The following is a 23655-nucleotide window of genomic DNA, read 5'->3' on the forward strand; positions in this document are numbered from 1 at the left end:
CCTCAGCGGCGTCCGAGCGGCGGCAGCGGTTCGCCGAGGTAGGGCTCCCAGGCGGCACGCGTCTCTGGCGACAGCCGCACAGGGCGCCCGGTGACCGCATCCACCTGGACGATGACGGTGGATGCCCGTGCGTACAGCGTGCGCGGTTCGTGGCCCTCGGGCGTGAAGACCTCGTAGTGCACCTCGGCGCTCGATCCGCAGATCTTGCCGAACCACATCTGCACGTCGATCGGGTCCCGCTGGTACGGCACCGGCGCGAGGTACTCGATCTCCTGCCGCGCGATGAGCGTCAGCTGCGCCGCGCCGTGGCTCGCGTCGATGACCGCGGTGGGCACGGCGCGCTCGGTGGCGCCCGGCATCCAGAAGGCGCGGACGCGCGCCTCCTCGAGGAGTTTCAGCATGGACGCGTTGTTGACGTGGTTGTACGCGTCCAGGTCCCCCCACCGGAGGTGGATGGGGACCCGGATGCGGGCCTCAGTCACGCGTCAGCTTGCGGTAGGTCGACTTGGCCGGGTTGGCGGCATCCGCCCCCAGTCGCTCGACCTTGTTCGCCTCGTACGCCTCGAAGTTGCCCTCGAACCAGTACCACTGGTCGGGCTTCTCGGCCGTGCCCTCGTAGGCGAGGATGTGCGTCGCGATGCGGTCGAGGAACCACCGGTCGTGGGTGATGACCACGGCGCAGCCGGGGAACTCGAGCAGGGCGTTCTCGAGCGAGCTCAGGGTCTCGACGTCGAGGTCGTTCGTCGGCTCGTCGAGGAGGAGCAGGTTGCCGCCCTCCTTGAGGGTGAGAGCCAGGTTCAGGCGGTTCCGCTCACCGCCGGAGAGCACCCCGGCCTTCTTCTGCTGGTCCGGTCCCTTGAAACCGAACTTCGACACGTAGGCGCGCGAGGGGATCTCGGTCTTGCCGACCGTGATGATGTCGAGCCCGTCCGAGACGACCTCCCACAGCGTCTTGTTGGGGTCGATGTTGGCGCGCGACTGGTCGACGTAGCTGATCTTGACGGTCTCGCCGATCTTCAGGTCGCCGCCGTCGAGGGGTTCGAGACCGACAATCGTCTTGAAGAGGGTCGTCTTGCCGACGCCGTTGGGGCCGATGACGCCGACGATACCGTTCGGCGGCAGGCTGAAGCTGAGCCCGTCGATGAGCGAACGGTCGCCGAAGCCCTTCTGCAGCTTCTTCGCCTCGATGACGACGTTGCCCAGACGCGGCCCGGGCGGGATCGTGATCTCCTCGAAGTCGAGCTTGCGCGTGCGCTCGGCCTCGGCGGCCATCTCCTCGTAGCGGGCCAGGCGCGCCTTCGACTTGGTCTGGCGGCCCTTGGCGCTCGAGCGCACCCAGTCGAGTTCTTCCTTCAGGCGCTTGGCGAGCTTGGCGTCCTTCTTGCCCTGGATGTCGAGGCGCTCGGCCTTCTTCTCCAGGTAGGTCGAGTAGTTGCCCTCGTAGCCGATGAGGCGCCCGCGGTCGACCTCGGCGATCCATTCCGCGACGTTGTCGAGGAAGTACCGGTCGTGGGTGATGGCGATGACGGCGCCCTTGTAGGCCTGCAGGTGCTGCTCGAGCCACAGGACGCTCTCGGCGTCGAGGTGGTTGGTGGGCTCGTCGAGGAGCAGGAGGTCCGGCTTCTGGAGCAGGAGCTTGGCGAGGGCGACGCGGCGCTTCTCACCACCGGACAGCGGCGCGATGGCGGCGTCGGCCGACGGGGTGCGCAGCGCGTCCATGGCCTGCGCCAGCTGGGAGTCGAGGTCCCAGCCGTCGGCGGCGTCGATCTCCTCCTGCAGGGTGCCCATCTCGGCCAGGAGCGCGTCGAAGTCGGCGTCGGGGTCCGCCATGAGGGCGGAGATCTCGTTGAAGCGGTCGAGCTTGGGCTTGATCGCCACGCCGTCCTGGATGTTCTCAAGGACCGTCTTGGACTCGTCGAGCTCGGGCTCCTGCATGAGGATGCCGACCGAGAAGCCCGGGGAGAGCTTCGCCTCGCCGTTGGACGGGGTGTCGAGGCCCGCCATGATCTTCAGGATCGTCGACTTACCGGCGCCGTTGGGGCCGACCATGCCGATCTTGGCACCGGGCAGGAACGCCATCGTGACGTCGTCCAGGATGAGCTTTTCGCCGACGGCCTTGCGGGCGCGGACCATGGAGTAGATGTATTCGGCCATAACGACCCAAGTCTACGGGCGACGCTTCGTCCTGCGGCACCGCGGAGCGGTCACCAGTCGATCGGGCGGGTCTCCCCCACCAGGCACTCCCCCGCGGGAAGCCCCGGCATCACGAGTGCGGTCGGGCCCGGCACCGACGGACCGACCTGCCCGACGAGGCACTCGTCATCGATGCGCACCGAGAACTGGATGCTGTCGGCCGGGAGGCCGACGGACGTCTCGTCGAAGGTGACCTGCATGGCGTCCTTCGCGAATCCGGCGGCGACGAGCGCGTCGACGTAGTCGCGGCCTTTCACGGACTTCGATCCGCGCCACACCTCGTCCATGACGGAGGTGAAGGTCGGCAGGAGCGCCTCCGCCGAGCCGTCCGCAGGACCCGGGGTCCCCGTGGGCGTGGGACCGGGCGACGACACCGACGGCGAAGGAGAGGCCGGCTCGGAGGCACGCGGCGCCGCATCCGGCGCGCACGCGACGAGGGACACGGCCACGGCGGGGGCGAACGCGATGAGAAGCAGGCGGGTTCCCCGCGGGGACTGGTGTCGGCGCACGGGCCAGAGTCTAGGGCGTGCGCCCTCCGAGCCGGCTGGGTCCCCTCAGAACGGCGTCGCGACCGGTTCGGGGCGGTCGACGCGGTCGTCCGCGGAGTCCTCGACCGGCCCGGCCGGTGCCCACTCGGCATCCGCCTCGACCGGTCGGGCCTCTTCCCGCGGCCGACTTGTTCCGGTGAAGACGGTCGTCCCGAACGCGAGGTCGTGCCCGACGGCGAGAGCGTCGATCTCGGCATCCGTCCCCGACTTCTCCCCGGCCTCCCACCGCTTGATCGCGAGGGTGCCGAGCACGACGACGCGCTGTCCCCGTCGGACGGAGGCGGCCACGTGCTCGCCGAGGGCGCGGAACACCGACACCCGGTACCAGCTCGTGTGTCCGTCGACCCACGCGCCGGCCTTCGCGTCGTACCGGCGTTCGGTGCTCGCCACCCGCAGGGAGACCACCGGTGTGCCGTCGGGCAGCCGCCGGAACTCGGGGTCCGCGCCGACGTTGCCGACGATCGTGATGTGATCCTTCATTGCGACTCCTTGAGAGGTCGGGGGCACGGCGTGCCCGGATGATGCTCCGACGCCCGCGTGCCCGGCGGGCGTCGGAGCCCCCTCAGAATCGCGCCGGAGCCGCACGCACGAACGCCTCGGCCCCCGACCGGTGGATCCGATCGGGGGCCGAGGCGTTGTGGAGGAGGCTCAGCTGCGGGCGTACTCGCCGAACCGCGCCCGGACCTTGTTCACCTTCGGAACGGCGACGGCGAGGCAGTAGCCCTGACCGGGGTTCTTCGCGAAGAAGTCCTGGTGGTAGTCCTCGGCCGGGTACCACTCCGTCAGCGGCTCCATGGTGGTGACGAGTCCGCCGCCCCACCACTCGGCCGCGCGCTCGGCGGCACGCTCGAACGTCTCGCGCTGCGCGTCGTCGGCGGGGAACATCGCCGACCGGTACTGGGTGCCGACGTCGTTGCCCTGGCGGTTCAGCTGCCGCGGGTCGTGCATCGTGAAGAACGCATCCAGGATGACGTCGGACGGGATGACCTCCTCGTCGAAGGTCACCTTGACCGCCTCGGCGTGCCCGGTGGTCCCGGTGCACACCTGCTCGTACGTCGGCGACGGCACCGATCCGCCGACGTATCCCGACTCCACCGAGACGACTCCGTTGAGAGCGCGGTAGGCGGCGTCGAGACACCAGAAGCAGCCTCCGGCAAGCACATAGGTCTGCATGCGAGACCTTCCTTTCACTGTTGGATCGTCACCGGTGAGAACGCGCGCGACGGCTGCGCTGTTCCCCGAGGGAGGAGTGTCGGAGGCCGAGCGTACCGTGTGGAACCGTCGGAGGAGGGTCCATGAGCACCATCGCAGCGAGCACCGCCCACCGGTTCCGTGCGTACCGGTTGGTCGCGGTGTCCGACCGCGTGGCGCGTGTCGTCGACGGGTCGGGCCGCGTGATCGGCCACGTCGCACGGACCGGTGACGGCGACGGATGCCGCTACCTCGCCCGACGCTACCGCGCCTCGGCGGGCGGTTTCGTCGAGGTCGGGGAGTTCTGGCGTATGGACGACGCCGTCGCGGCCCTCCACGATTCCCGCTGAGCGACGAATCAGACGATCGCGGCCATCGCTTCGCGCTCCTCGACGGGGTGGAGCGCGGTGCGACCGGTCACCTCCGGCCACACGCGTGCCAGGACGGCGACCGCCTGACGGATCTGCTCCGGCGGTGCGGTGAAGGGCAGGCGCAGGTGTCCGTCGTAGCCGCCGTCCACCGAGAAGCGCGGACCCGCCGAGAGGAGCACCCCCTCGCGACGAGCCGCCAGGACCAGGCCGCCGCTGCGCGGCGCGTCCAGCCCGACCCAGAGCGAGACACCGCCACGGGGCACCGGCACCGACCAGGTCGGCACCGTCTCGCGCAGCGCGGCGACGGCGGCATCCCTCCCCCGCCCGAGGAGCTCCGCCCGCTGGGGCAGGATCTCGTGCATCGAACGGACCAGGCGCGTCGCGACGGCCTGCTCGAACTCCGCCGTCCCGAGGTCCCGCCGCGGCCGCGACGCGACGAGGCTGCGGACGAACGCCCGCTCGGCGCGGACCCACCCCACACGCAGTCCGCCCCAGACCGTCTTGCCGAGGGATCCGATCCGGACGGCGCGCGGGCCGAAGTCGAGCGCGGCGGGGGTGTCGCCGTCGATGGAGAGCTCCGCCGTCGTCTCGTCGATCACGAGCACGGTGCCCGCGCCGGCGGCCGCGGAGCGGAACGTCGCCGCATCCGCCGTCGTCATGCTCCGTCCCGTCGGATTCTGGAACCACGGCATGAGGTACGCGAGGGTGGGCCGGGCGCGGCGGAAGGCCTGGACCGCTCGGTCGAGGTCCCAGCCGTCCTCCACCGTGACCGGTGTCCCCGTCACCCTCGCGCCCGTCGCCTTGATCGCCTCGGTCGCGTGCGGGTAGGTGGGCGTCTCGAGCAGCGCCGTCGTGCCCGGACGCAGGAGGGCGGAGGTGACGAGATGGATGGCGTGCTGGCCGCCGTTCGTCACCAGGATCTCGTCGGGAGCAGTCGGGAGGCCGCGCATCGTGTACCGGTCCGCAATCGCCGTGCGCAGCTCGCTGCTGCCGACGATGTCGTAGCCCGGCCGGCCGACGAGGGATGCCGCATCGGCACCGACTTCGGCGATGATCCCCGCGAGGCCGGGCCACGCGGCCGGACTCGCCTGCTGCAGATCGATGCCGTCCCCGTCGTCGAAGACCCGGCCCGTCCCGCGACGCACCTGCGGGAGCGTCACGCTCCCCGATCCGCGGGTGCTCTCGATGTGACCGCTGTCGCGCAGCGAGCGGTACGCGGCGGCGACGGTCGCGCGGCTGAGTCCGAGGGTCACGGCGAGTTCCCGCTCGGCGGGAAGGGCGGTGTTGGCCGGGATGCGGTTGTCGAGGCAGAGCAGCCGGATGCCGTCGGCGAGGGCTTCGTAGGTGGGCGTCCGCGTCCGCCAGCCGCCGAGGGCGCCGGCGAGGGTCCGGGCGCCGATTCGAGAGTCCATGGTCCACCGATCCGAGATTGGACTGTGTGCAGGAGGCCAATCGTACGCTGCAATGGACTCATGACCCTCCGCCTCATCCGTCTCGTCGTCGGCCTCGCTCTCTTCGGCGTCGGATGCGCCGTGCTCGTCCAGGCCGGCATCGGCCTCGACCCCTGGACGGTGCTCGCCGAGGGACTCGCGCTGCAGACCGGGATCGGCATCGGCTGGATCGTCGTCCTCACCGGCGCCCTCGTCCTCGTAGCGTGGATCCCGCTCCGCCAGAAGCCCGGGATCGGAACGATCGCGAACATCCTCGTCGTCGGGACGGTCATGCAGGGCGCGCTGGCCGTGATCCCCCCGATCGGGAACTACCTCTGGGGCGTCGTCGTCTTCCTCCTGGGCATCGCGCTCATCGCCGCCGCATCCGGGATCTACCTCGGGGCCGACCTCGGGCCGGGCCCTCGGGACGGACTCATGACGGGGCTGCACGCGCGGTTCGGCTGGCCGATCTGGGTGTGCCGGTTCGCGGTCGAGGGCAGCGTGCTCGTCACCGGCTGGCTCCTCGGTGGTACGGTCGGGCTCGGAACCGTGCTGTTCGCCGTCCTCATCGGCCCCGGCGTCCACCTCGCCCTCGACCTGTCAGCGCGGTGGCGGGCGCTGCGTGTACGCCGAGCGACCATCGCGGTCTGAGCGGTAGCCTGGGGAACGAGCATCCTTCCCTCCATAGCTCAGTGGACAGAGCGAGCGGTTTCTACCCGCCAGGTCGGGGGTTCGAATCCTCCTGGAGGGGCTCCGAGTCGCCGTGACCACGCCGACTCCTGTGGGAGGAGACCACGTGTCAGCTGCGGAGAACGACCGCCTCGTCTGGATCGACTGCGAGATGACGGGCCTCGACCTGTCGGTGGACGAGCTCGTCGAGGTCGCCGTCGTGATCACCGACTTCGACCTCCGCGTGCTCGACCCGGGGTTCCAGATCGTCATCAAGCCGGACGACTCGGCCCTCGCCCACATGAACGACTTCGTCACGAAGATGCACGAGAGCTCGGGTCTGCTGACCGAGATCCCGAACGGCGTCAGCCTCGCCGACGCCGAGTTCCAGGTGCTCGAGTACATCCAGCGCTTCGTGCCCGAGGGCAAGGCGCCGCTGGCGGGCAACACGATCGGCACGGACCGGATGTTCCTCGCCCGCTACATGCCGCGTGTCGACCGGTGGCTGCACTACCGCAATGTGGACGTGTCGAGCGTGAAGGAACTGGCCCGGCGGTGGTACCCCCGCGCGTACTTCAACGCCCCCGCGAAGGACGGCGGACACCGCGCCCTCGCCGACATCCGCGAGAGCATCCGCGAACTCGCGTACTACCGCGAGACGGTCTTCGTCGCCGCCCCCGGACCGACGAGCGACGACGCGCGGAGCGCCGCGGCCGCGACGGTGTCATCGTTCGCCTCGGGTCTGTAATACACTTGTGTGGTTGCCCGGAGACGGGCACATGGTGGGTATAGCTCAGTTGGTAGAGCACCTGGTTGTGGTCCAGGGGGTCGCGGGTTCGAGTCCCGTTACTCACCCCATGCTTTCCCCTCATGAGGCGCGATCGTGATCGAGATGGATGCCGAGGCCTTCGAGGACCTCGTGGCGTCCGAACTCGACGCCCTGCCCGATGAGATGGTCGCCGGTCTCGACAACGTCGTCTTCGTCGTCGAGGACCGCCCCGAGGACGGATCCCTCGATCTGCTCGGACTGTACGACGGCCTCGCCCTGACCGAGCGCGACCGGTACGGAATGGGAGATCTCCCCGACCGCATCATCGTCTACCGCGAGCCGCACCTGGATGCGTGCGACGACCTCGATCAGCTGCGCGACGAGGTGCACACGACACTCGTGCACGAGATCGCCCACTTCTACGGGATCGACGACACGCGCCTGCACGAACTGGGATGGGCGTGACATGAGCATCGCGAGCCCCGACCTCGACGAACAGGTCGACCTGCAGGCATCCACCTCGGGTCCCTGGCAGACGGTCGTCTGGAACGACCCGGTGAACCTCATGAGCTACGTCGTCCACGTCTTCCGCGAGTACTTCGGGTACTCCCGCGAGAAGGCGCACCGGTTGATGCTGGCGGTCCACCACGACGGGCACGCCGTCGTGGCCGAGGGGTCGCGGGAGCAGATGGAACTCCACGCGCAGGCGATGCACGACTACGGTCTCTGGGCGACGGTGCGCGAGGCCGGCTCGTGACCGGTCGGCGGATCACCCTCGAGCTCACGCTGCTCGAGGCGGCGCACCTGTCGGACCTCCTCGCGCAGTTCGAAGAGGTCGTGGCCGAGCGGGACGCTCGCGATCCCGCCGTCCGCCGGCTCGTCCCCGATGCCTACCGCGACGACGCCGACGCGGCCGCGGAGTTCCGCCGCCTCACGCAGGACGACATCCTGGAGCGACGGCTGACGGATGCCGGGGTGGTGCGCGCGTCGCTGCGCCGGGACGGACGCGACCTGGCCCCTGCGGAGCTCGACCGCACCCAGGCCGAGGACGCGCTGGTCGTCGAGCTGACGCCGGAGGTCGCCGGCGCCTGGCTGCGGACCCTCGCCGCGCTGCGGCTCGTGCTCGCGGAGCGGCTCGGCGTCACCGGCGAAGACCACGACGGCGACGGGGATCCCCGCTTCGGGGTGTACGAGTGGGTCGGGTACCGACTCGACGTGCTCGTCCGCGCCCTCGACGACTGACGGAGGATCAGGGCAGGACGACGACGATCCGCGCGAGCTCCGCCGGTCGGTTCTCGCGCAGGTGCGCATCCTCCTGCGCCGCCCACCGCTCCCAGTGCGGGCGATAGGCATCGCCGTCGCGGGCGAGGGCGCGCGCCTTGCGCGCGGCATCCGGTGCCTCCAGCCAGACCGTGACGTCCGCGAGAACGGCGGATGCCGCGGTGAGGACGCCGGCTCCTTCGACGATGACCACCGGGGCGGGCTCGACCGTCGCGTGACGTCCCGACGGTCTGTCGCGGGACCAGTCCCAGAGCGGCCACCGGGCGGGCTCACCGCGCCGGAGCGGCGTCAGGACCCGCTCGTGCACGATGTCGGTCGCCGCCCGCAGTCCGTCCCACCCCGGGTAGACGTCGTCGAGCCGCACGACGGCCGCATCCGGGAACCGCCCGGCCAGCGTGTCGGCGAAGGTCGATTTGCCGGCACCCGAGCGTCCGTCGATCAGGACGACGACCGGGACGCCGGACGCCGCGTTCACCGCGTCGGCGACCCGCTCGATCCCCGCCGCTGCCGCAGTGGTGAGGGAGGGATCAGCGGGTGAGGGCACGGATGACGCGGCTGAGCGCCCGTCCGGCGACCCACACGAAAGGGATCCCGACCGCGAGGAGCGAGACGAGGTTCGGCTCGAACCGCAGGTCGTCGCCCTTGCGGATGTAGGCGCCGACCGGGATCGCGGCACCTCCGCCACCGCCGCCGCCGCCGTTGGGGTCCTCCCCCGCGCCGAAGCCCGACCAGGTGAGGGCGACGGGGATGAGCCGGATGCCGTCGACGTCCTGCTGCTCGCCGTAGACGCTCGTGACACCGAGGGACGCGAATTGCTTGCCGAGTTCGAGAGGGAGGTTGGCCATGACGACCACGCTAGCCGGTCGCATCACCACGCACAGGGGCTTGCGCGTGACGCGTCCTCACTCCTGCACCGGTCGCGGGTTGGTCGGCAGCGCATTGACGTCGCGTCTGGGGCCGAGTGTGCTCGCCCTCGTCACGGCGCCGCGCCCGAAGCGCGAGCGCGCGTCGTCGAGTGCGGCGTCGACGCGGCGCCACTCGGCATCGTCGTCCCACAGTGCGAGGCCGCCCACGCCGTCGGCGGTCAGCTTCTCGCCGCGCACGCCGATGAGGCGCACGGGTTGCACGAGATCGATCTTCGAGAAGAGGTCGAGGGCGACGTCGCCGATCCGTTGGCCGACGTTGGTGGGCTCGGGGACGCTCACCGACCGCGACAGCGTCGTGAAGTCGGAGAACCGCACCTTCACCGCGATCGTGCGGGCCTCCCAGCCGCCCGCGCGGAGGCGGCTCGCGACCCGGTCCGACAACCGCCGGAACTCGCTCCGCAGCGTCGCGACGTCGGACACGTCCTCGAGGAAGGTCTCCTCGTGACCCACGCTCTTCTCGGTGTGCTCGGTCTGCACGGACCGCGGATCGATCCCGCGGGCCAGCTGCGACACCCGTGCCCCCATCGCCGGTCCCAGCGCCCGGTCGAGGACACCCCGGGGCGTGTTCAGGATGTCCGACACCATCCGGATGCCGCGGGCCTCGAGGGCTTCGGCCGCCTTGGGGCCCACGCCCCACAGCGCACCGACGGGCCGCGCCGCGAGGAACGCCTGGGTGTCCGGCTCGCTGACGATGAGGAGGCCGTCGGGCTTCGAGACGGTCGAGGCGATCTTGGCGACGTGCTTCGTGGCCGCGACGCCGATGCTGCACGTCAGTCCGGTCTCGTCGAGCACGCGACGCCGGACCATGCGGGCGATCTCGCCGGGACTCCCCCACAGCCGGCGCGCGCCGCTCACATCAAGGAACGCCTCGTCAATCGAGAGCGGCTCCACGAGCGGGGTGACGTCGCGGAAGATGGCCATGACCTTCTTCGACAGCTCCGAGTAGCGCTCGAACCGCGGCACGACGACGATCGCCTGCGGGCACAGCTGCAGGGCGCGCCCGACCGACATGGCGGAGCGCACGCCGAAGCGCCGGGCCTCGTACGAGGCGCTGGAGACGACGCCGCGCCCCTCCATGCCGCCGACGATGAGCGGCTTGCCCGCCAGGGAAGGGTCGTAGAGGACCTCGACGGACGCGTAGAACGCGTCCATGTCGACGTGGAGGATGCGGGTGCCGGTGTCGTCGGCGCCGTCGGGCGAGACGATCCGCCCCGTCCCGTCACCGCGTCCCATACGTCCATTGTCGACGATGCCGCCGACACCGGTACGGATCCGGGGCTGACGGCATCGTCAGGGCGTCACTGGCCGGCGCGCTCCAGGATGAGCTCGCGGACACGGGCGGCGTCCGCCTGGCCCTTCATCGCCTTCATGACCGCACCGATGACGGCGCCGGCGGCCTGAACTTTGCCGTCCTGGATCTTCGCGAGCACGTCGGGCTGGGCGGCGAGGGCCTCGTCGATCGCGGCGATGAGCGCCCCGTCGTCCGAGACCACGGCGAGACCGCGGGCGTCGACGACCTCCTGGGGCGTGCCCTCCCCCGCGATGACGCCTTCCAGGACCTGGCGGGCCAGCTTGTCGGTGAGGGTGCCGGCATCCACCAGCTTCTGCAGCTGCGCCACCGACTCGGGCGACACGAGGGCGGCGGGCTCGGTGCCCTGCGCGTTCGCGATGCGGGTGATCTCGCCGGTCCACCACTTGCGGGCGGATGCCGGTGACGCGCCGGCGGCGATCGTCGCCTCGACCTCGGCGAGCAGCCCGCCGTTCGCGACGTCCTGGAACTCGAGGTCGGTGAACCCCCACTCCGCCTTCAGCCGGCGCCGGTACACCGCCGGAGTCTCGGGGAGCGCCGCGCGGAGCTCTTCGATCAGCTCTGCGGACGGCTCGACGGGGAGCAGGTCGGGCTCGGGGAAGTAGCGGTAGTCGTCGGCATCCGACTTGGGACGACCCGGCGAGGTGCGTCCGGTGTCCTCGTGCCAGTGCCGCGTCTCCTGCGTGACGGTGCCGCCGGCGGCGAGGATCGCGGCCTGCCGCTGGATCTCGTAGCGCACCGCGCGCTCGACCGAGCGCATCGAGTTGACGTTCTTCGTCTCGGTGCGGGTGCCGAGCTTCTCCTGTCCGCGCGGGCGCAGCGAGACGTTCGCGTCGCAGCGGAGGTTGCCGCGCTCCATGCGGGCCTCGGAGATGCCGAGCGAGCGCACGATGTCGCGGATCGCGGCGACGTAGGCCTTGGCGACCTCGGGGGCGCGGTGCTCCGTGCCGAAGATCGGCTTGGTGACGATCTCGACGAGGGGCACGCCGGCGCGGTTGTAGTCGACGAGCGAGTACTCGGCGCCCTGGATGCGACCCGTCGCGCCGCCCATGTGCGTGAGCTTGCCGGCATCCTCCTCCATGTGCGCCCGCTCGATCGGCACGACGACGACGTCGCCGCCCTCGAGCTCGATCTCGACGCTGCCCTCGAAGGCGATGGGCTCGTCGTACTGCGAGATCTGGTAGTTCTTGCCGAGGTCCGGGTAGAAGTAGTTCTTCCGCGCGAACCGCGACGACGGCGCGATCGAGCAGCCGAGGGCGAGGCCCAGGCTGATCGAATAGCGGACGGCGGTCTCGTTCACGACGGGCAGCGACCCCGGCAGCCCCATGTCGACGGGCGCGACGAGCGTGTTGGGTGCCGCATCGTGGTTCGCCTCGTTCGCCGGGTTGCCGGCGGGCGAGAACATCTTGGTCTCGGTGTTGAGCTCGACGTGGACCTCGAATCCGAGGACGGGCTCGAACAGCTCGAGCGCCTTGTCGAAGTCCATCAGCGCGTCCTTGGCCATCAGCGGGCTCCTCCGAGGATCGGGGCGCGGTCCAGGATCGGACCGCCCCAGCTGTCGACGAGCAGCGCCTCGAGCGCCGCCCCCACGCGGTATAGTCGCGCGTCCTCGCGGGCGGGAGCGACGAACTGGATGCCGACGGGCAACCCGTCCTCTTCCGCGAGGCCCGAGGGGATCGAGATGCCGGGGACGCCGGCGAGGTTGACCGGGATGGTCGTGACGTCGTTGAGGTACATCTGCAGCGGGTCGTCGAGCTGCTCGCCCAGGCGGAACGCGGTCGTCGGCGCGGACGGCGTCGCGATGACGTCGACCTGCGCGAACGCCTCGTCGAAGTCGCGCTGGATGAGGGTGCGGACCTTCTGCGCGCTGCCGTAGTAGGCGTCGTAGTAGCCCGCCGAGAGCGCGTAGGTGCCGAGGATGACGCGGCGCTTGACCTCGTCGCCGAAGCCGGCGTCGCGCGTGGCGGCCATGACGTCCTCGACGGTGCCGTCAGGCACGTTCACCCGCATCCCGAAACGGACCGAGTCGAACTTCGCCAGGTTGCTGGACGCCTCCGCCGGGAGGATCAGGTAGTACGCGGCGACGCCGTACTCGAAGTGCGGTGCGCTGACCTCGACGATCTCGGCGCCGGCGGCCTCCATCGCGGCGAGGGACGCTCGGAAGGATGCCGACACGCCGGACTGGAAGCCGGAGTCGTCGAGCTCGCGGATGACGCCGACCTTCAGACCCTTGAGGACCTCGCCGGTCGCGCCCTCGCGGGCGGCGGCGGCGAACGACGGCCAGGCGTCGATCAGCGACGTCGCGTCGTGCGGGTCGTGCCCGCCGATGACGTCGTGCAGGAGCGCCGAGTCGAGGACGGTGCGCGAGACGGGACCGACCTGGTCGAGGCTCGAGGCGAGGGCGATCGCGCCGTAGCGGCTCACACCACCGTACGTGGGCTTCATCCCGACGGTGCCGGTGACGTGCGCGGGCTGGCGGATCGAGCCGCCCGTGTCGGAACCGAGCGCGAGCGGCGCTTCGAACGCGGCCACCGCAGCGGCCGAACCGCCGCCGGAGCCGCCGGGGATCCGATCGAGGTCCCACGGGTTCCGAGTCGGGCCGTACGCCGAGTGCTCGGTCGACGAGCCCATCGCGAACTCGTCCATGTTGGTCTTGCCGAGCGGGACGAGGCCCGCCGCCCGGGACCGTGCGACGACGGTCGCGTCGTAGGGCGACATGTAGCCCTCGAGGATCTTCGAACCGCTCGTGGAGGGCATGTCGGTCGTCACGAGGACGTCCTTGATCGCCAGGGGCACGCCGGCCAGTTCGCCGAGCTCCTCGCCGGCGGCGCGGCGGCGGTCGATGTCGGCCGCGACCTCGACCGCGTGGTCGGAGACGTGGAGGAAGGCGTGCACGTCGCCGTCGACGGCGGCGATGCGGTCGAGGTGGGCCTGCGTGGCCTCGACGCTCGAGAGCTCGCCGGAGCGCAGCTTCGCGGAGAGGTCGGCGGCGGTCAGCTTCAGGATGTCGCTCACTGCTCCTCCCCCAGGATCGCGGTCACGCGGAACCGGCCGTCGGCGGCATCCGGTGCGTTCTGGAGCACCTCGTCGACGGTCAGCATGTCGCCGGGGACATCGGGGCGGAAGACGTTGCGCAGCGGGATCGGGTGGCTCGTCGCGACGACCTCGGGGGTGGCGACTTCGGACACCTTGGCGATGTTGTCGACGATCGCGTCGAGCTGGCCGGTGAGCCGCTCCACCTCCTCGTCGCTCAGCTGGATCCGGGCGAGCACGCCGAGATGGCGCACGAGATCGGGGGTGATTTCAGACACCCCGACAGTCTAGTTCGGGCCGGTCGCCCTCCCGAGCCCGCGCCGACCCGCGCCCTAGGCTGGGGGCGTGACCGATTCGCCCTCCGCCGATCGCCCGTGGCTCTCCTCGTACGGTGAGGGCGTCCCCCTCCACCTGCCCCCCATCGACGGGTCGTTGATGGACCTGCTCGACGAGTCCGCCCGCGACTATCCCGAGGCGCCCGCTCTGCAGTTCTTCGGACGCGAGACGACGTACGCGGCCCTGCACGACGCCGTGAACCGGGCGGCCGCGGGGCTGCGCGATCTCGGGGTGAACAAGGGCGACCGGGTCGCGATCGTCCTCCCCAACTGCCCGCAGCACATCGTCGCGTTCTACGCCGTCCTGCGACTGGGCGCGGTCGTCGTCGAGCACAACCCCCTCTACACCCCGCGCGAGCTGCGGACGCAGTTCCAGGACCACGGCGCGCGGCACGCCATCGTGTGGGACAAGGTCGCGCCGACCGTGCAGGGGTTCCCCGCGGACCTCCGCGTCGAGGCGCTCATCGCCGTCGACGTCACGCGGGCGCTGCCCCTGCACACGCGCCTCGCGCTGCGGCTGCCCGTGAAGAAGGCGCGGGAATCGCGAGCCGCGTTGACCTCGGAGGCGCGCGGTGCGCTGTCGTGGGACGACCTGGTGAGGACGCCCGCCCTGGCGGCATCCCACCCCGGTCCGCGGACCGAGGACCTCGCGGTCCTGCAGTACACCTCGGGGACGACGGGGACGCCGAAGGGGGCGATGCTGACGCACCGCAACCTTCTCGCCAACGCCCGACAGAGCCAAGCGTTCATCCCGGCCGTGCAGCGCGGGGACGGATGCGTCTTCTACGCCGTCCTGCCGATGTTCCACGCCTACGGGCTCACCCTCTGCCTCACCTTCGCGATGTCGATGGGAGCGCGTCTCGTGCTCTTCCCCAAGTTCGACGCCGACATGGTGATCGGTGCGGTCAAGAAGCACCCGCCCACGGTCCTGCCGCTCGTCCCCCCGATAGCCGAGCGCCTGCTGGCACGCGCCCGCGAACGCGGGGCCTCGATCCGCGGCATCCGCATCGGCGTGTCGGGCGCCATGGCCCTCTCCCCTGCGCTGGTCGAACCGTTCGAGGAGGCGACCGGCGGGTACCTCATCGAAGGCTACGGGCTCAGTGAGTGCTCCCCCGTCCTGATGGTCAACCCCCCGGCCGACAACCGGAAGGCCGGAACCATCGGCATCCCGATCCCGGGGACGGACGCGCGGATCGTCGACCCCGAGAACCCGTCCCGTGTCCTCGGCGACGGCGAGCCGGGCGAACTCGTGGTGCGGGGACCGCAGGTGTTCTCGGGGTACTACGGCAAGCCGGAGGAAACCGAGAAGGTGCTCGTCGACGGCTGGTTCCGCACCGGCGACATCGTCGAGCGCGACGCCGACGGGTTCTTCCGGGTGGTCGACCGCCTGAAGGAACTCATCGTCACGGGCGGGTTCAACGTGTCGCCCTCCGAGGTGGAGGCCACGCTTCGGCAGCACCCGCAGGTCGCGGATGCCGCCGTCGTCGGTCTCCCCGACGCGCACAGCGGCGAGCAGGTCGTCGCCGTCGTGATCCCCTCGCCGGGGGTGAGCGAGGTCGACGTCGAGGACGTGCGCGCGTTCGCCCGCACCCGGCTGACGCCCTACAAGGTGCCGAAGCGGATCGAGACGGTCGAGGAGCTGCCGCGGTCGCTCATCGGCAAGGTCCTGCGCCGACAGGTGCGCGACGCGCTCCTCGCGAAGGACGCCTGAGCGTCACTCCGCGGCGGGCGCGTCGCCGAGCGCGGCCGGACCCTCGGTGACGAGGACGTGGAACTGCGCGGCGTCGATGATCCGGATGCCGAGGGCCTCGGCCTTCGCGAGCTTCGATCCCGCACCGGGCCCGGCGGCGACGAAGTCCGTCTTCTTCGAGACGCTCGACGCCGCTTTGCCGCCCGCCTGCATGATGGCCTCCTGCGCGCCCTCGCGGGTGTACCCCTCGAGCGACCCCGTCGCGACGACGGTGATGCCCTCGAGCACTCCTCCGGCCGCGGCCGCGGCGCCGGGACCCGGGTGCCCGGGCGTCGCCAGCCGCGCGCCCGCGGCGGTCCAGCGATCGACGATCTCGACGTGCCAGTCGACGGCGAACCAGTCGATGAGCGCGTCGGCGATGATCCCGCCGACACCGTCGACCGCGGCGAGCTCGTCGCGCGAGGCGGCCCGGATCGCGTCGAGCGAGCCGAAGTACTGCGCCAGGGCGCGGGCGGCGACGGGTCCGACGTGGCGGATGTTCAACGCGACGAGGAAGCGCCACAGATCCTTCGTCTTGGCCTTCTCGAGCTCGTCGATGAGGGTGAGGGCCTGCGCCGACGGCTGCGGTCCCGTGAGGCCCTCCTTCTTCTCCGCCGCGGTGGGGTTGCGGCGGAACGGCGCGCGGCGGACGACTTCGCCGGTGCTCTCGTCGACCCGGGGTTCGCCGGTCTCGGCGTCGCGAACGATGACCTCGATGGGCACGAGCCGCTCCAGGGTCAGCTCGAACAGCCCCGCCTCGGTCTCGAGCGCCGGCTGCTGCGGATCGATCGGCTGGGTCAGCGCGGCTGCAGTGACCTCGCCGAGCGCCTCGATGTCGAGCGCGCCGCGCGAGCCGATGTGCTCGACGCGCCCGCGGACCTGCGCGGGGCAGCCGCGCGTGTTGGGGCAGCGGAGGTCGATGTCGCCCTCTTTGGCCGGCGCGAGGGTCGATCCGCACTCCGGGCACGCCGTCGGCATGACGAAAGCGCGCTCCGTGCCGTCGCGGAGTTCGGCGACCGGGCCCAGCACCTCGGGGATGACGTCCCCGGCCTTGCGGAGGACGACCATGTCGCCGATCAGGACGCCCTTCGCCTTGACGACGTCCTGATTGTGCAGGGTCGCCTGGCGCACGACGCTGCCCGCGACGAGCGCCGGTGCCATCTGCGCGTACGGGGTGGCGCGGCCGGTGCGCCCGACCGACACGATGATGTCGAGGAGCCGCGTCTGCACCTCTTCGGGCGGGTACTTGTACGCGATCGCCCAGCGCGGGGCACGGCTGGTCGCGCCGAGCTCGTCGTGCAAGGACAACTCGTCGACCTTCACGACGATGCCGTCGAGTTCGTGCGCGACCGAGTGGCGCTTCTCGCCGTACTCGGCGACGAAGGCGAGGACGCCGTCGACGTCGTCGAACGTCTGCGGATACGGGCTGACCGGCAGGCCCCATTCGGCGAGCAGGCCGTACACCTCGCTCTGAGCGGACACGGGCGGGTCGGGCCACGCGCCGATGCCGTGGACGTACATGCGGAGGGACGAGAGACGGGCCTCGCCGGCTTCGAGTTCGAGCCCCGACTTCTTGTCGAGCTGCTGGCGTAGACCTCCGCTCGCGGCGTTGCGCGGATTGGCGAACGCCGGGAACCGTCGCGCCGCGCTCTTCTGCGCCTTCTCCTCGTCGTAACGGGGACGGGAGGCGGCGTCGGCGACGACGCGGTCGCGCAGACGCGCCTGCAGCGCGTTGAGGTCCTCGAACGCCGCCACCGGGATGAAGACCTCCCCCCGCACCTCGACGAGAGGGGGATGCCCCTCCCCCGACAGCCGCTCCGGGATGCCGGCCACGCGCACCGCGTTCACCGTGACGTCCTCCCCGATGCGGCCGTCGCCGCGGGTCGCCGCCGAGGTCAGCACACCGTTCTCGTAGCGCAGCGAGATGGCGAGCCCGTCGATCTTGAGCTCCGTCAGCCATCGCACCTTGCGCCCCGCTGCGGCCTCGGCCTTCGTGCACCACTCCCGCAGTTCGTCCGGCGAGAAGACGTTGTCGAGGCTCAGCATCCGCTCGGCGTGCTCGACGGGAGCGAACATCGACGACTCCGCCGCGCCGACGGTCTGCGTCGGCGAATCCTGCCCCTGCAGCTCGGGGTGCGCGCGCTCGATGGCTTCGAGCCGCTGCATCCACCCGTCGTAGGTGGCGTCGTCGACCAGACCGACGTCGCCGCCGTAGTAGGCCTCGCGCGCGCCGAGGATCTTCTCCGTGAGCCGCGCGGCCTCTGCGCGGGCCCCATCGAGGGTCAGTTCGGGGAGTTCTGCGTCAGCCACATCGACAGTGTAGGGAGGCCCGGCGACACCGCCGGGACCGTTCCGCGCTCCGGCAGGATGCGGTAGACGAAGGTCCCGGAGTAGCGGAAGACCTCGCCGAGCAACCGGCGACGTGACCGGGTAGCGTCGAGGCATGTCCCGTCCTCGTGCCGTCGTCGCCGGTGCCGGCGGATTCATCGGCGAGGCTCTCGTCGCAGCCCTCATGGACGACGGGTACGACGTCGTCACCGTCGGACGCACCGCCGCCGTCCGCTGGGACGACCCCGCCGCGCTCGCGGCCGCCGTCGACGGCTCCGACCTGCTCGTGAACCTCGCCGGGAAGTCCGTCGACTGTCGCTACACCGATCGCAACCGCGACGAGATCCTGCGGTCGCGGGTGGAGACGACGCGCGCCCTGCACGCTGCGGTGGCCGCGGCATCCGCCCCGCCCCGGCTCTGGCTCAATGCGTCCACCGCGACGATCTACCGCCACGCGATGGACCGCCCGAACACCGAATCGGGCGGCGAGCTCGGACAGGGCTTCTCGGTCGACGTCGCGCGGTCGTGGGAGCGTGCGTTCTTGGCGGGAGAACTGCCGCGCACGCGCCGCGTCGCCCTGCGTCTGGCGATCGTCGTGGGCGACGGCCCCGCCTCCCGTATGCTGCTCACCCTCGCACGTACCGGACTCGGTGGGCCGCAGCACGACGGCTGGCTCCCGCCGCACCGTCGCTACCGGGGCATCGGCGACGAGCCGACGGGCGACCGGCCGCCCTGGTACCGCACCCGGGGGCGCCAGCGCTTCAGCTGGGTGCACATCGAGGACGTGCTCCGCGCCGTCCGCTTCCTCATCGAGCGGGACGACATCTCCGGCCCCGTCAACATCGCGGTGCCCGAGGCATCCGACAACCGCACCCTCATGCGCACCCTCCGCGGCGTCGTCGGGATGCCGGTGGGCCTGCCATCGCTGCGTTGGATGCTCGAGATCGCCATGTGGGTGCTGCGGACCGAGCCCGAGCTGATCCTCAAGAGCAGATGGGTCTTCCCCGAGCGGCTCGTCGACGCCGGATTCCGGTTCGCGCACACCGACCTCCGCGCGGCGTTCGCCGAGGTCGAACGGGGCCGCCGGGTCAGGCGTTCTGGGGAACGGCGGAGACGGTCCGCGCGATCGTGAACTGCCCGATCACCCGGGTCCCGTCGTACAGCACCGCCGTCTGACCGGGCGCGACGCCGTCGAAGGGGGTCTCGGGGACGACCGTGATCGACCCGTCGCGCACGCTCGCCCGAGCGGGGACCGGATCGGCGTGCGCGCGGATCTGCACGTCGCAGGCGAACACGCCGTCGGCAGGGGCACGTCCGGCCCAGCTGTGCCGCTCCCCGGAGATCTCCGCCGTCGCGAGAGCCTCCTTCGGTCCGACGACGACCGTGTTCGAGACGGGACGCACCTCGAGGACGAACCGCGGCTTGCCGTCCGCGGCGGGGACGCCCAGCTGCAGCCCGCGGCGCTGACCGACCGTGAACGCGTGCGCTCCCTCGTGCCGCCCGACGACCGACCCGTCGCGGTCCACGACGTCACCCTGCTCGGCGCCCACCTTCTCGGCGAGCCACCCGCGGGTGTCGCCGTCGGGGATGAAGCAGATGTCGTGGCTGTCCGGCTTCTGCGCGACCGTGAGACCGCGCGTGGCGGCCTCGGCGCGGACGACGGCCTTCGACGGCGTCGTCCCGAGCGGGAAGTAGGTGTGGGCGAGCTGGTCCGCGGTGAGCACCCCGAGAACGTAGGACTGGTCTTTCGCCTCATCCGACGCGCGATGCAGCTCGCGCCCCTCCGGACCGTCGACGAGGGTCGCGTAGTGGCCGGTGCAGACGGCGTCGAAACCGAGTTCGAGGGCCCGTTCCAGCAGGGCCGCGAACTTGATCTTCTCGTTGCACCGCATGCACGGGTTCGGCGTGCGCCCCGCCCGGTACTCGCTGATGAAGTCGTCGATGACGTCGTTGCGGAAGCGCTCGGAGAAGTCCCACACGTAGAACGGGATGCCGAGCAGGTCGGCCGCGCGCCGGGCGTCGAGTGCGTCCTCGATCGTGCAGCAGCCCCGGCTGCCGGTGCGGAGGGTGCCTCCGGCGCGCGAGAGCGCCAGGTGGACGCCGACGACGTCGTGACCCGCGTCGACCGCTCGCGCCGCGGCGACGGCCGAATCGACCCCGCCGCTCATGGCTGCCAGTACGCGCATCGTTCCAGTCTACGAGCGCGACCCCGCACGGGCGCTGGACGCCGCCGCGCGACGGTGCGCCTCGGGGAGGGCGGCGAGGAACGCGTCGACGTCGGCCGCCGTGGTCGTGCGCCCGAGCGTGACCCGAAGGACCGAACGGGCTTCGCGATCGGTGCGACCGAGGGCGAGGACGACGTGGCTCGGTTCGGCGACGCCCGCTTGGCATGCCGATCCGGTCGACACGCGCACGCCCGCGGAGTCGAGGAGGAACAGGAGGGGCTCCCCCAGCGCGTCGGGGAAGAGCAGGTGCAGGTGGCCGGGTAGTCGCTGGTCCGGTGCGCCGAGCAGTACGACCTCCGGGGCGATGTCGCGCACACCGATCAGGAGCCGGTCGGACAGCGCACGCAGGCGTTCCGCCTCGGTGGCGCGCTCCGCCGCCGTCAGCTCCAGGGCCACGGCCAGGGAGGCGGCACCGGCGACATCCGGTGTGCCCGAGCGGAGGCCGCGCTGCTGTCCCCCGCCGTGCAGGACCGCTCCCATGCGGGCGTGGCGCGACACGACGAGCGCCCCCGTCCCGACCGGCGCCCCCACCTTGTGGCCCGCGACGCTCAGCGCGACGAGTCCGCCGCGACCGGCTCCCGGTCCCCGCAGGGCGGCGAAGTCAAGCGGCAGATGGGCGGTGGCCCCGACGGCGTCGAGGTGGAGGGGCACGTCCGCCGCCGCCGCCGATGCGGCCAGCGCGGCGACATCCGACACGCTCCCGACCTCGTTGTTCGCCACGAGCGCCGTCGCCAGGGCGGCGCCTGGGAGGGCCGCATCGAAGGCCGCGACATCGATCGCCGCGCTCTCGTCGAGCGGCACGGGTCGTACCTCCGCCCCCTGGGCGGAAGCGAGCCACGACACCGTGTCGAGGGTCGCGTGGTGCTCACCGTCTGGCAGGACGACCGCCGACCGGTCCGGGTCGCGCGCCCACCACGTCCCCTGAAGGGCGAGGTTCACCGACTCCGTGCCCCCCGAGGTCAGCACCACTTCGATGGGGTCGCACCCCAGCACCGCCGCGATCCGCTCACGGGCGTCCTCGAGCAGCCTCCGCGCCGCCTGGCCGGCGCCGTGCACGGACGACGCGTTGCCGGTGACCTCCGACGCGGCGAGCCACGCATCACGCGCCTCCGGTCGCAGCGGAGTGGATGCCGCGTGGTCGAGATAGACCGCCATGACCCTCCGCCTGCCGCTGACCTTCATCGCCTGCTCACTACTGTAGGACGCATGACCTTCGCTCAGGCCGGCCCGACGACCGCGGCGTCCCACACCCCCGTCCCGGGGATGCTGTCGGACGTCTACGACCGGCTCGGGGTACGCCTGCACGACGGGGGCGGGACGCTGCGGGTGTGGTCGGAGCACGCCACCGGCGTCGAGCTCGTGGTCTTCGACGACGACGACCCGGACTGGATCGTCGACACCGTCCCGCTGGCCCCCGTGGGCGGCGGCGTGTGGGAGGCGACGACGTCCGCGCTGCGGGTCGGCGTCACCTACAGCGTGCGGGTCGACGGACCGCACGGCCCCGGGATGACCTTCAACCCGGCGACGCTGCTGATCGATCCCTACGCGCGGGGGTTGGCGTCCCCCGGCATCCACTCCTGGCGGTCCGTCGTCGTCGACGACTGCTTCGACTGGGGCGGCGTCGCGAAGCCGATGACGCCGCTCGATCGCACCGTCGTCTACGAAGCGCACGTCAAGGGCCTCACGAAACGGCATCCCGGTGTGCCGGCGGCGTTGCACGGCACCTACGCCGGGATGGCGCATCCGGCCATGATCGAGCACTACCGGAGCCTCGGGGTGACCGCGATCGAGCTGCTCCCGGTCCACGCCTTCGCGAGCGAGCCCCGTCTCCTGCAGCTGGGGTTGACCAACTACTGGGGCTACAACTCCGTCGGCTTCTTCGCGCCGCACGCCCCGTATGCGACGGCCGCCGCTCAGGCCGAAGGCGCCACCGCGGTGCTCCGCGAGGTGAAGGGGATGGTGAAGCTGCTGCACGCGGCCGGCATCGAGGTGATCCTCGACGTCGTCTTCAACCACACCTCCGAGCAGGGACTCGGCGAGCCCCGCTCGAGCTTCCGCGGGATCGACAACCGGTCGTACTACCGGCAGGCCGACGACGGCACCTACATCGACGTGACGGGATGCGGGAACTCCCTGAACACGTCGACGGATGCCGCGTCCCGCCTCGTCCTCGATTCGCTGCGCTACTGGGCGAACGAGGTGCAGATCGACGGGTTCCGCTTCGACCTCGCCCCCGTCCTGGGGCGCGACGCGTCCCACGCCTTCACCCCGGAGCACCCGCTCCTGCAGGCGATCGTCGAGGACCCCGCGCTGGCGGGCGTCAAGATGATCGCCGAACCCTGGGACGTCGGCATCGGCGGCTGGCAGACGGGGGCGTTCGGCGCCGGCTGGAGCGAATGGAACGACCGCTACCGCGATCGGGTCCGCAACTTCTGGCTGAGCGACATCGACTACTCCCGCCGCGCCGATGTCACGCCGGTGGGGATCGGCGGGTTCGCGACCCGGCTCGCCGGATCGGCCAACACGTTCAGCGCCGAGCGCGGACCGCTCGCGAGCGTCAACTTCGTCACCGCGCACGACGGGTTCACCCTCCACGACCTCGTCTCCTACGACTCCAAGCGCAACGAGGCCAACGGCGAGCACGGGAGGGACGGGGCGGACACGAACCGTTCCTTCAACCACGGCTTCGAGGGGCCGACCGACGATCCGACCGTTCTCGCCGCCCGCCGGCGCGCGATGCGCAACCTGCTGGGCACGCTCCTGCTCTCGGCGGGCGTTCCGATGATCACCGCGGGCGACGAGATCGGGCGCACGCAGCACGGCAACAACAACGCGTACTGCCACGACTCCGCGCTGACCTGGTACGACTGGGGCCGCGAACCCTGGCAGGACGACCTACGCGCCCACGTCGAGCTGCTCACCCGCATCCGCCGGGAGAACCCGGCCCTGCGACCCGTCCGGTTCGCCCATGCCGAGAAGACCGTTCCGAGCGCGTCCGTCATCGACTGGTACGACGAGCAGGGGAACACGATGTCGGTCGAGCAGTGGACGGATCCCTCGCACCGCACGCTGCAGTACGACGCCTGCTCCACACCCGAGCGCGAAGCGCCCAACCGCACGCTCCTGGTGGTCCACGGCCGCGAGAGCGACGTCGAGATCACCCTTCCGGCGCTGGAGGGTGTGACGCGCTTCGCCCCCCTGTGGTCGAGCGTCGACGAGCGTCCGCGCTCGGATGCCGTCCCGCTGTCCCCCGGCGACACGTTCACCGCGACCGGCCCGTCAATGTACCTGTTCCGGGCCGAGTGATCCAGGCCGTTT

General features: G+C 71.2%; 24 protein-coding genes and 2 tRNA genes. 11 read left to right on the forward strand and 15 right to left on the reverse strand.

Annotation, left to right across the window (positions count from 1 at the left end):
* Positions 1-2 precede the first annotated feature (2 nt).
* The 5 genes from Q9S36_RS02310 to msrA all read right to left on the reverse strand — a co-directional run bounded on the left by Q9S36_RS02310 (position 3) and on the right by msrA (position 3914).
* Positions 3-482: a thioesterase family protein gene (locus Q9S36_RS02310; protein WP_311283779.1), complete on the reverse strand. Its 480-nt coding sequence runs from the start codon at positions 480-482 to the stop codon at positions 3-5.
* On the reverse strand, positions 475-2154 hold the full coding sequence (ettA, locus tag Q9S36_RS02315; protein WP_311283780.1) for an energy-dependent translational throttle protein EttA: 1680 nt from the start codon (positions 2152-2154) through the stop codon (positions 475-477). The genes Q9S36_RS02310 and ettA overlap by 8 nt, the downstream gene beginning before the upstream one ends.
* A 50-nt stretch (positions 2155-2204) precedes the next feature.
* Positions 2205-2702 (reverse strand): DUF6993 domain-containing protein, encoded by a 498-nt coding sequence (locus tag Q9S36_RS02320; protein ID WP_311283781.1) that lies wholly within the window; start codon positions 2700-2702, stop codon positions 2205-2207.
* Between the two features lie 45 nt (positions 2703-2747).
* A complete protein-coding gene (locus Q9S36_RS02325) occupies positions 2748-3221 on the reverse strand; it encodes a single-stranded DNA-binding protein (protein WP_217531820.1) in 474 nt (157 codons plus the stop codon).
* 168 nt (positions 3222-3389) lie between these two features.
* Positions 3390-3914, reverse strand: coding sequence for a peptide-methionine (S)-S-oxide reductase MsrA (gene msrA, locus Q9S36_RS02330; protein ID WP_253034424.1), 525 nt, complete (start codon positions 3912-3914; stop codon positions 3390-3392).
* A gap of 122 nt (positions 3915-4036) precedes the next feature.
* Between msrA and Q9S36_RS02335 the strand changes: the two genes are divergently transcribed.
* Positions 4037-4282: a hypothetical protein gene (locus tag Q9S36_RS02335; RefSeq protein ID WP_311283782.1), complete on the forward strand. Its 246-nt coding sequence runs from the start codon at positions 4037-4039 to the stop codon at positions 4280-4282.
* An 8-nt stretch (positions 4283-4290) separates the two neighbouring features.
* Here the strand turns inward: Q9S36_RS02335 and Q9S36_RS02340 are convergent, their stop codons facing one another.
* The gene (locus Q9S36_RS02340; RefSeq protein WP_311283783.1) at positions 4291-5715 is read right to left on the reverse strand and encodes a PLP-dependent aminotransferase family protein; all 1425 of its coding nucleotides are present in this window, start codon (positions 5713-5715) and stop codon (positions 4291-4293) included.
* Positions 5716-5775: 60 nt separating this feature from the next.
* Here Q9S36_RS02340 and Q9S36_RS02345 point away from each other — a divergent pair, with 60 nt between their 5' ends.
* The 7 genes from Q9S36_RS02345 (at position 5776) to Q9S36_RS02375 (ending at position 8413) form a co-directional block, all read left to right on the forward strand.
* Positions 5776-6384, forward strand: a complete 609-nt coding sequence (locus Q9S36_RS02345; RefSeq protein WP_311283784.1) for a hypothetical protein — start codon at positions 5776-5778, stop codon at positions 6382-6384.
* A 27-nt stretch (positions 6385-6411) separates the two neighbouring features.
* Positions 6412-6484, forward strand: a tRNA-Arg gene (locus Q9S36_RS02350).
* A gap of 45 nt (positions 6485-6529) precedes the next feature.
* Complete coding sequence (orn, locus tag Q9S36_RS02355; protein ID WP_082886092.1) at positions 6530-7150, forward strand: oligoribonuclease; 621 nt, start codon at positions 6530-6532, stop codon at positions 7148-7150.
* 34 nt (positions 7151-7184) lie between these two features.
* Positions 7185-7260, forward strand: a tRNA-His gene (locus Q9S36_RS02360).
* A gap of 34 nt (positions 7261-7294) precedes the next feature.
* The gene (locus Q9S36_RS02365; RefSeq protein ID WP_064002475.1) at positions 7295-7636 is read left to right on the forward strand and encodes a metallopeptidase family protein; all 342 of its coding nucleotides are present in this window, start codon (positions 7295-7297) and stop codon (positions 7634-7636) included.
* 1 nt (position 7637) lies between these two features.
* Positions 7638-7928 carry an ATP-dependent Clp protease adapter ClpS gene (gene clpS, locus Q9S36_RS02370; protein ID WP_064001993.1) on the forward strand — a complete coding sequence of 97 codons (291 nt, stop codon included), beginning with the start codon at positions 7638-7640 and terminating at the stop codon, positions 7926-7928.
* Positions 7925-8413: a DUF2017 family protein gene (locus Q9S36_RS02375; RefSeq protein WP_311283785.1), complete on the forward strand. Its 489-nt coding sequence runs from the start codon at positions 7925-7927 to the stop codon at positions 8411-8413. Before clpS ends, Q9S36_RS02375 begins: the two co-directional genes overlap by 4 nt.
* Positions 8414-8420: 7 nt before the next feature.
* Here the strand turns inward: Q9S36_RS02375 and Q9S36_RS02380 are convergent, their stop codons facing one another.
* From Q9S36_RS02380 to gatC, 6 genes are all read right to left on the reverse strand, one after another.
* On the reverse strand, positions 8421-8996 hold the full coding sequence (locus tag Q9S36_RS02380) for a hypothetical protein (RefSeq protein ID WP_217531973.1): 576 nt from the start codon (positions 8994-8996) through the stop codon (positions 8421-8423).
* Positions 8980-9297 (reverse strand): hypothetical protein, encoded by a 318-nt coding sequence (locus Q9S36_RS02385; protein WP_064002474.1) that lies wholly within the window; start codon positions 9295-9297, stop codon positions 8980-8982. The genes Q9S36_RS02380 and Q9S36_RS02385 overlap by 17 nt, the downstream gene beginning before the upstream one ends.
* A gap of 57 nt (positions 9298-9354) precedes the next feature.
* Positions 9355-10611 carry a DNA polymerase IV gene (gene dinB, locus Q9S36_RS02390; protein WP_311283787.1) on the reverse strand — a complete coding sequence of 419 codons (1257 nt, stop codon included), beginning with the start codon at positions 10609-10611 and terminating at the stop codon, positions 9355-9357.
* Between the two features lie 65 nt (positions 10612-10676).
* Positions 10677-12191: an Asp-tRNA(Asn)/Glu-tRNA(Gln) amidotransferase subunit GatB gene (gatB, locus tag Q9S36_RS02395; RefSeq protein ID WP_311283789.1), complete on the reverse strand. Its 1515-nt coding sequence runs from the start codon at positions 12189-12191 to the stop codon at positions 10677-10679.
* Positions 12191-13702 carry an Asp-tRNA(Asn)/Glu-tRNA(Gln) amidotransferase subunit GatA gene (gene gatA, locus Q9S36_RS02400; protein WP_311283790.1) on the reverse strand — a complete coding sequence of 504 codons (1512 nt, stop codon included), beginning with the start codon at positions 13700-13702 and terminating at the stop codon, positions 12191-12193. Before gatA ends, gatB begins: the two co-directional genes overlap by 1 nt.
* On the reverse strand, positions 13699-13998 hold the full coding sequence (gene gatC, locus Q9S36_RS02405) for an Asp-tRNA(Asn)/Glu-tRNA(Gln) amidotransferase subunit GatC (protein WP_064001987.1): 300 nt from the start codon (positions 13996-13998) through the stop codon (positions 13699-13701). The genes gatA and gatC overlap by 4 nt, the downstream gene beginning before the upstream one ends.
* A 67-nt stretch (positions 13999-14065) precedes the next feature.
* Here gatC and Q9S36_RS02410 point away from each other — a divergent pair, with 67 nt between their 5' ends.
* On the forward strand, positions 14066-15766 hold the full coding sequence (locus Q9S36_RS02410) for a long-chain-fatty-acid--CoA ligase (protein ID WP_311283791.1): 1701 nt from the start codon (positions 14066-14068) through the stop codon (positions 15764-15766).
* A 3-nt stretch (positions 15767-15769) separates the two neighbouring features.
* Here Q9S36_RS02410 and ligA read toward each other — a convergent pair whose 3' ends face one another.
* Entirely contained in the window at positions 15770-18094 is a 2325-nt protein-coding gene (gene ligA, locus Q9S36_RS02415; protein WP_311283792.1) for an NAD-dependent DNA ligase LigA, read from the reverse strand.
* A 133-nt stretch (positions 18095-18227) separates the two neighbouring features.
* On the opposite strand from ligA, the gene Q9S36_RS02420 reads away from it, so the two are divergent.
* On the forward strand, positions 18228-19244 hold the full coding sequence (locus Q9S36_RS02420; RefSeq protein ID WP_311283793.1) for a DUF1731 domain-containing protein: 1017 nt from the start codon (positions 18228-18230) through the stop codon (positions 19242-19244).
* Here the strand turns inward: Q9S36_RS02420 and mnmA are convergent.
* Both mnmA and Q9S36_RS02430 read right to left on the reverse strand, forming a co-directional pair.
* A complete protein-coding gene (gene mnmA / locus Q9S36_RS02425; RefSeq protein ID WP_311283794.1) occupies positions 19201-20298 on the reverse strand; it encodes a tRNA 2-thiouridine(34) synthase MnmA in 1098 nt (365 codons plus the stop codon). The genes Q9S36_RS02420 and mnmA overlap by 44 nt on opposite strands.
* Positions 20299-20307: 9 nt before the next feature.
* The gene (locus tag Q9S36_RS02430; RefSeq protein ID WP_311283795.1) at positions 20308-21492 is read right to left on the reverse strand and encodes a cysteine desulfurase family protein; all 1185 of its coding nucleotides are present in this window, start codon (positions 21490-21492) and stop codon (positions 20308-20310) included.
* 51 nt (positions 21493-21543) lie between these two features.
* Here Q9S36_RS02430 and glgX point away from each other — a divergent pair, with 51 nt between their 5' ends.
* Positions 21544-23643, forward strand: coding sequence for a glycogen debranching protein GlgX (glgX, locus tag Q9S36_RS02435; RefSeq protein ID WP_311283796.1), 2100 nt, complete (start codon positions 21544-21546; stop codon positions 23641-23643).
* Positions 23644-23655: the final 12 nt, after the last annotated feature.

It is taken from the genome of Microbacterium sp. ARD31, assembly GCF_031844425.1.

Bases quoted from the DNA above. Each gene is read 5' to 3' on its own strand.
- Q9S36_RS02420 (WP_311283793.1), top strand. From the start codon at position 18,228: ATGTCCCGTCCTCGTGCCGTCGTCGCCGGTGCCGGCGGATTCATCGGC.
- clpS (WP_064001993.1), top strand. From the start codon at position 7,638: ATGAGCATCGCGAGCCCCGACCTCGACGAACAGGTCGACCTGCAGGCA.
- msrA (WP_253034424.1), bottom strand. From the start codon at position 3,914: ATGCAGACCTATGTGCTTGCCGGAGGCTGCTTCTGGTGTCTCGACGCC.
- dinB (WP_311283787.1), bottom strand. From the start codon at position 10,611: ATGGGACGCGGTGACGGGACGGGGCGGATCGTCTCGCCCGACGGCGCC.
- Q9S36_RS02430 (WP_311283795.1), bottom strand. From the start codon at position 21,492: ATGGCGGTCTATCTCGACCACGCGGCATCCACTCCGCTGCGACCGGAG.
- Q9S36_RS02365 (WP_064002475.1), top strand. From the start codon at position 7,295: ATGGATGCCGAGGCCTTCGAGGACCTCGTGGCGTCCGAACTCGACGCC.
- Q9S36_RS02325 (WP_217531820.1), bottom strand. From the start codon at position 3,221: ATGAAGGATCACATCACGATCGTCGGCAACGTCGGCGCGGACCCCGAG.
- gatB (WP_311283789.1), bottom strand. From the start codon at position 12,191: ATGGCCAAGGACGCGCTGATGGACTTCGACAAGGCGCTCGAGCTGTTC.
- Q9S36_RS02335 (WP_311283782.1), top strand. From the start codon at position 4,037: ATGAGCACCATCGCAGCGAGCACCGCCCACCGGTTCCGTGCGTACCGG.
- Q9S36_RS02340 (WP_311283783.1), bottom strand. From the start codon at position 5,715: ATGGACTCTCGAATCGGCGCCCGGACCCTCGCCGGCGCCCTCGGCGGC.
- Q9S36_RS02345 (WP_311283784.1), top strand. From the start codon at position 5,776: ATGACCCTCCGCCTCATCCGTCTCGTCGTCGGCCTCGCTCTCTTCGGC.
- Q9S36_RS02385 (WP_064002474.1), bottom strand. From the start codon at position 9,297: ATGGCCAACCTCCCTCTCGAACTCGGCAAGCAATTCGCGTCCCTCGGT.
- ettA (WP_311283780.1), bottom strand. From the start codon at position 2,154: ATGGCCGAATACATCTACTCCATGGTCCGCGCCCGCAAGGCCGTCGGC.
- glgX (WP_311283796.1), top strand. From the start codon at position 21,544: ATGACCTTCGCTCAGGCCGGCCCGACGACCGCGGCGTCCCACACCCCC.
- mnmA (WP_311283794.1), bottom strand. From the start codon at position 20,298: ATGCGCGTACTGGCAGCCATGAGCGGCGGGGTCGATTCGGCCGTCGCC.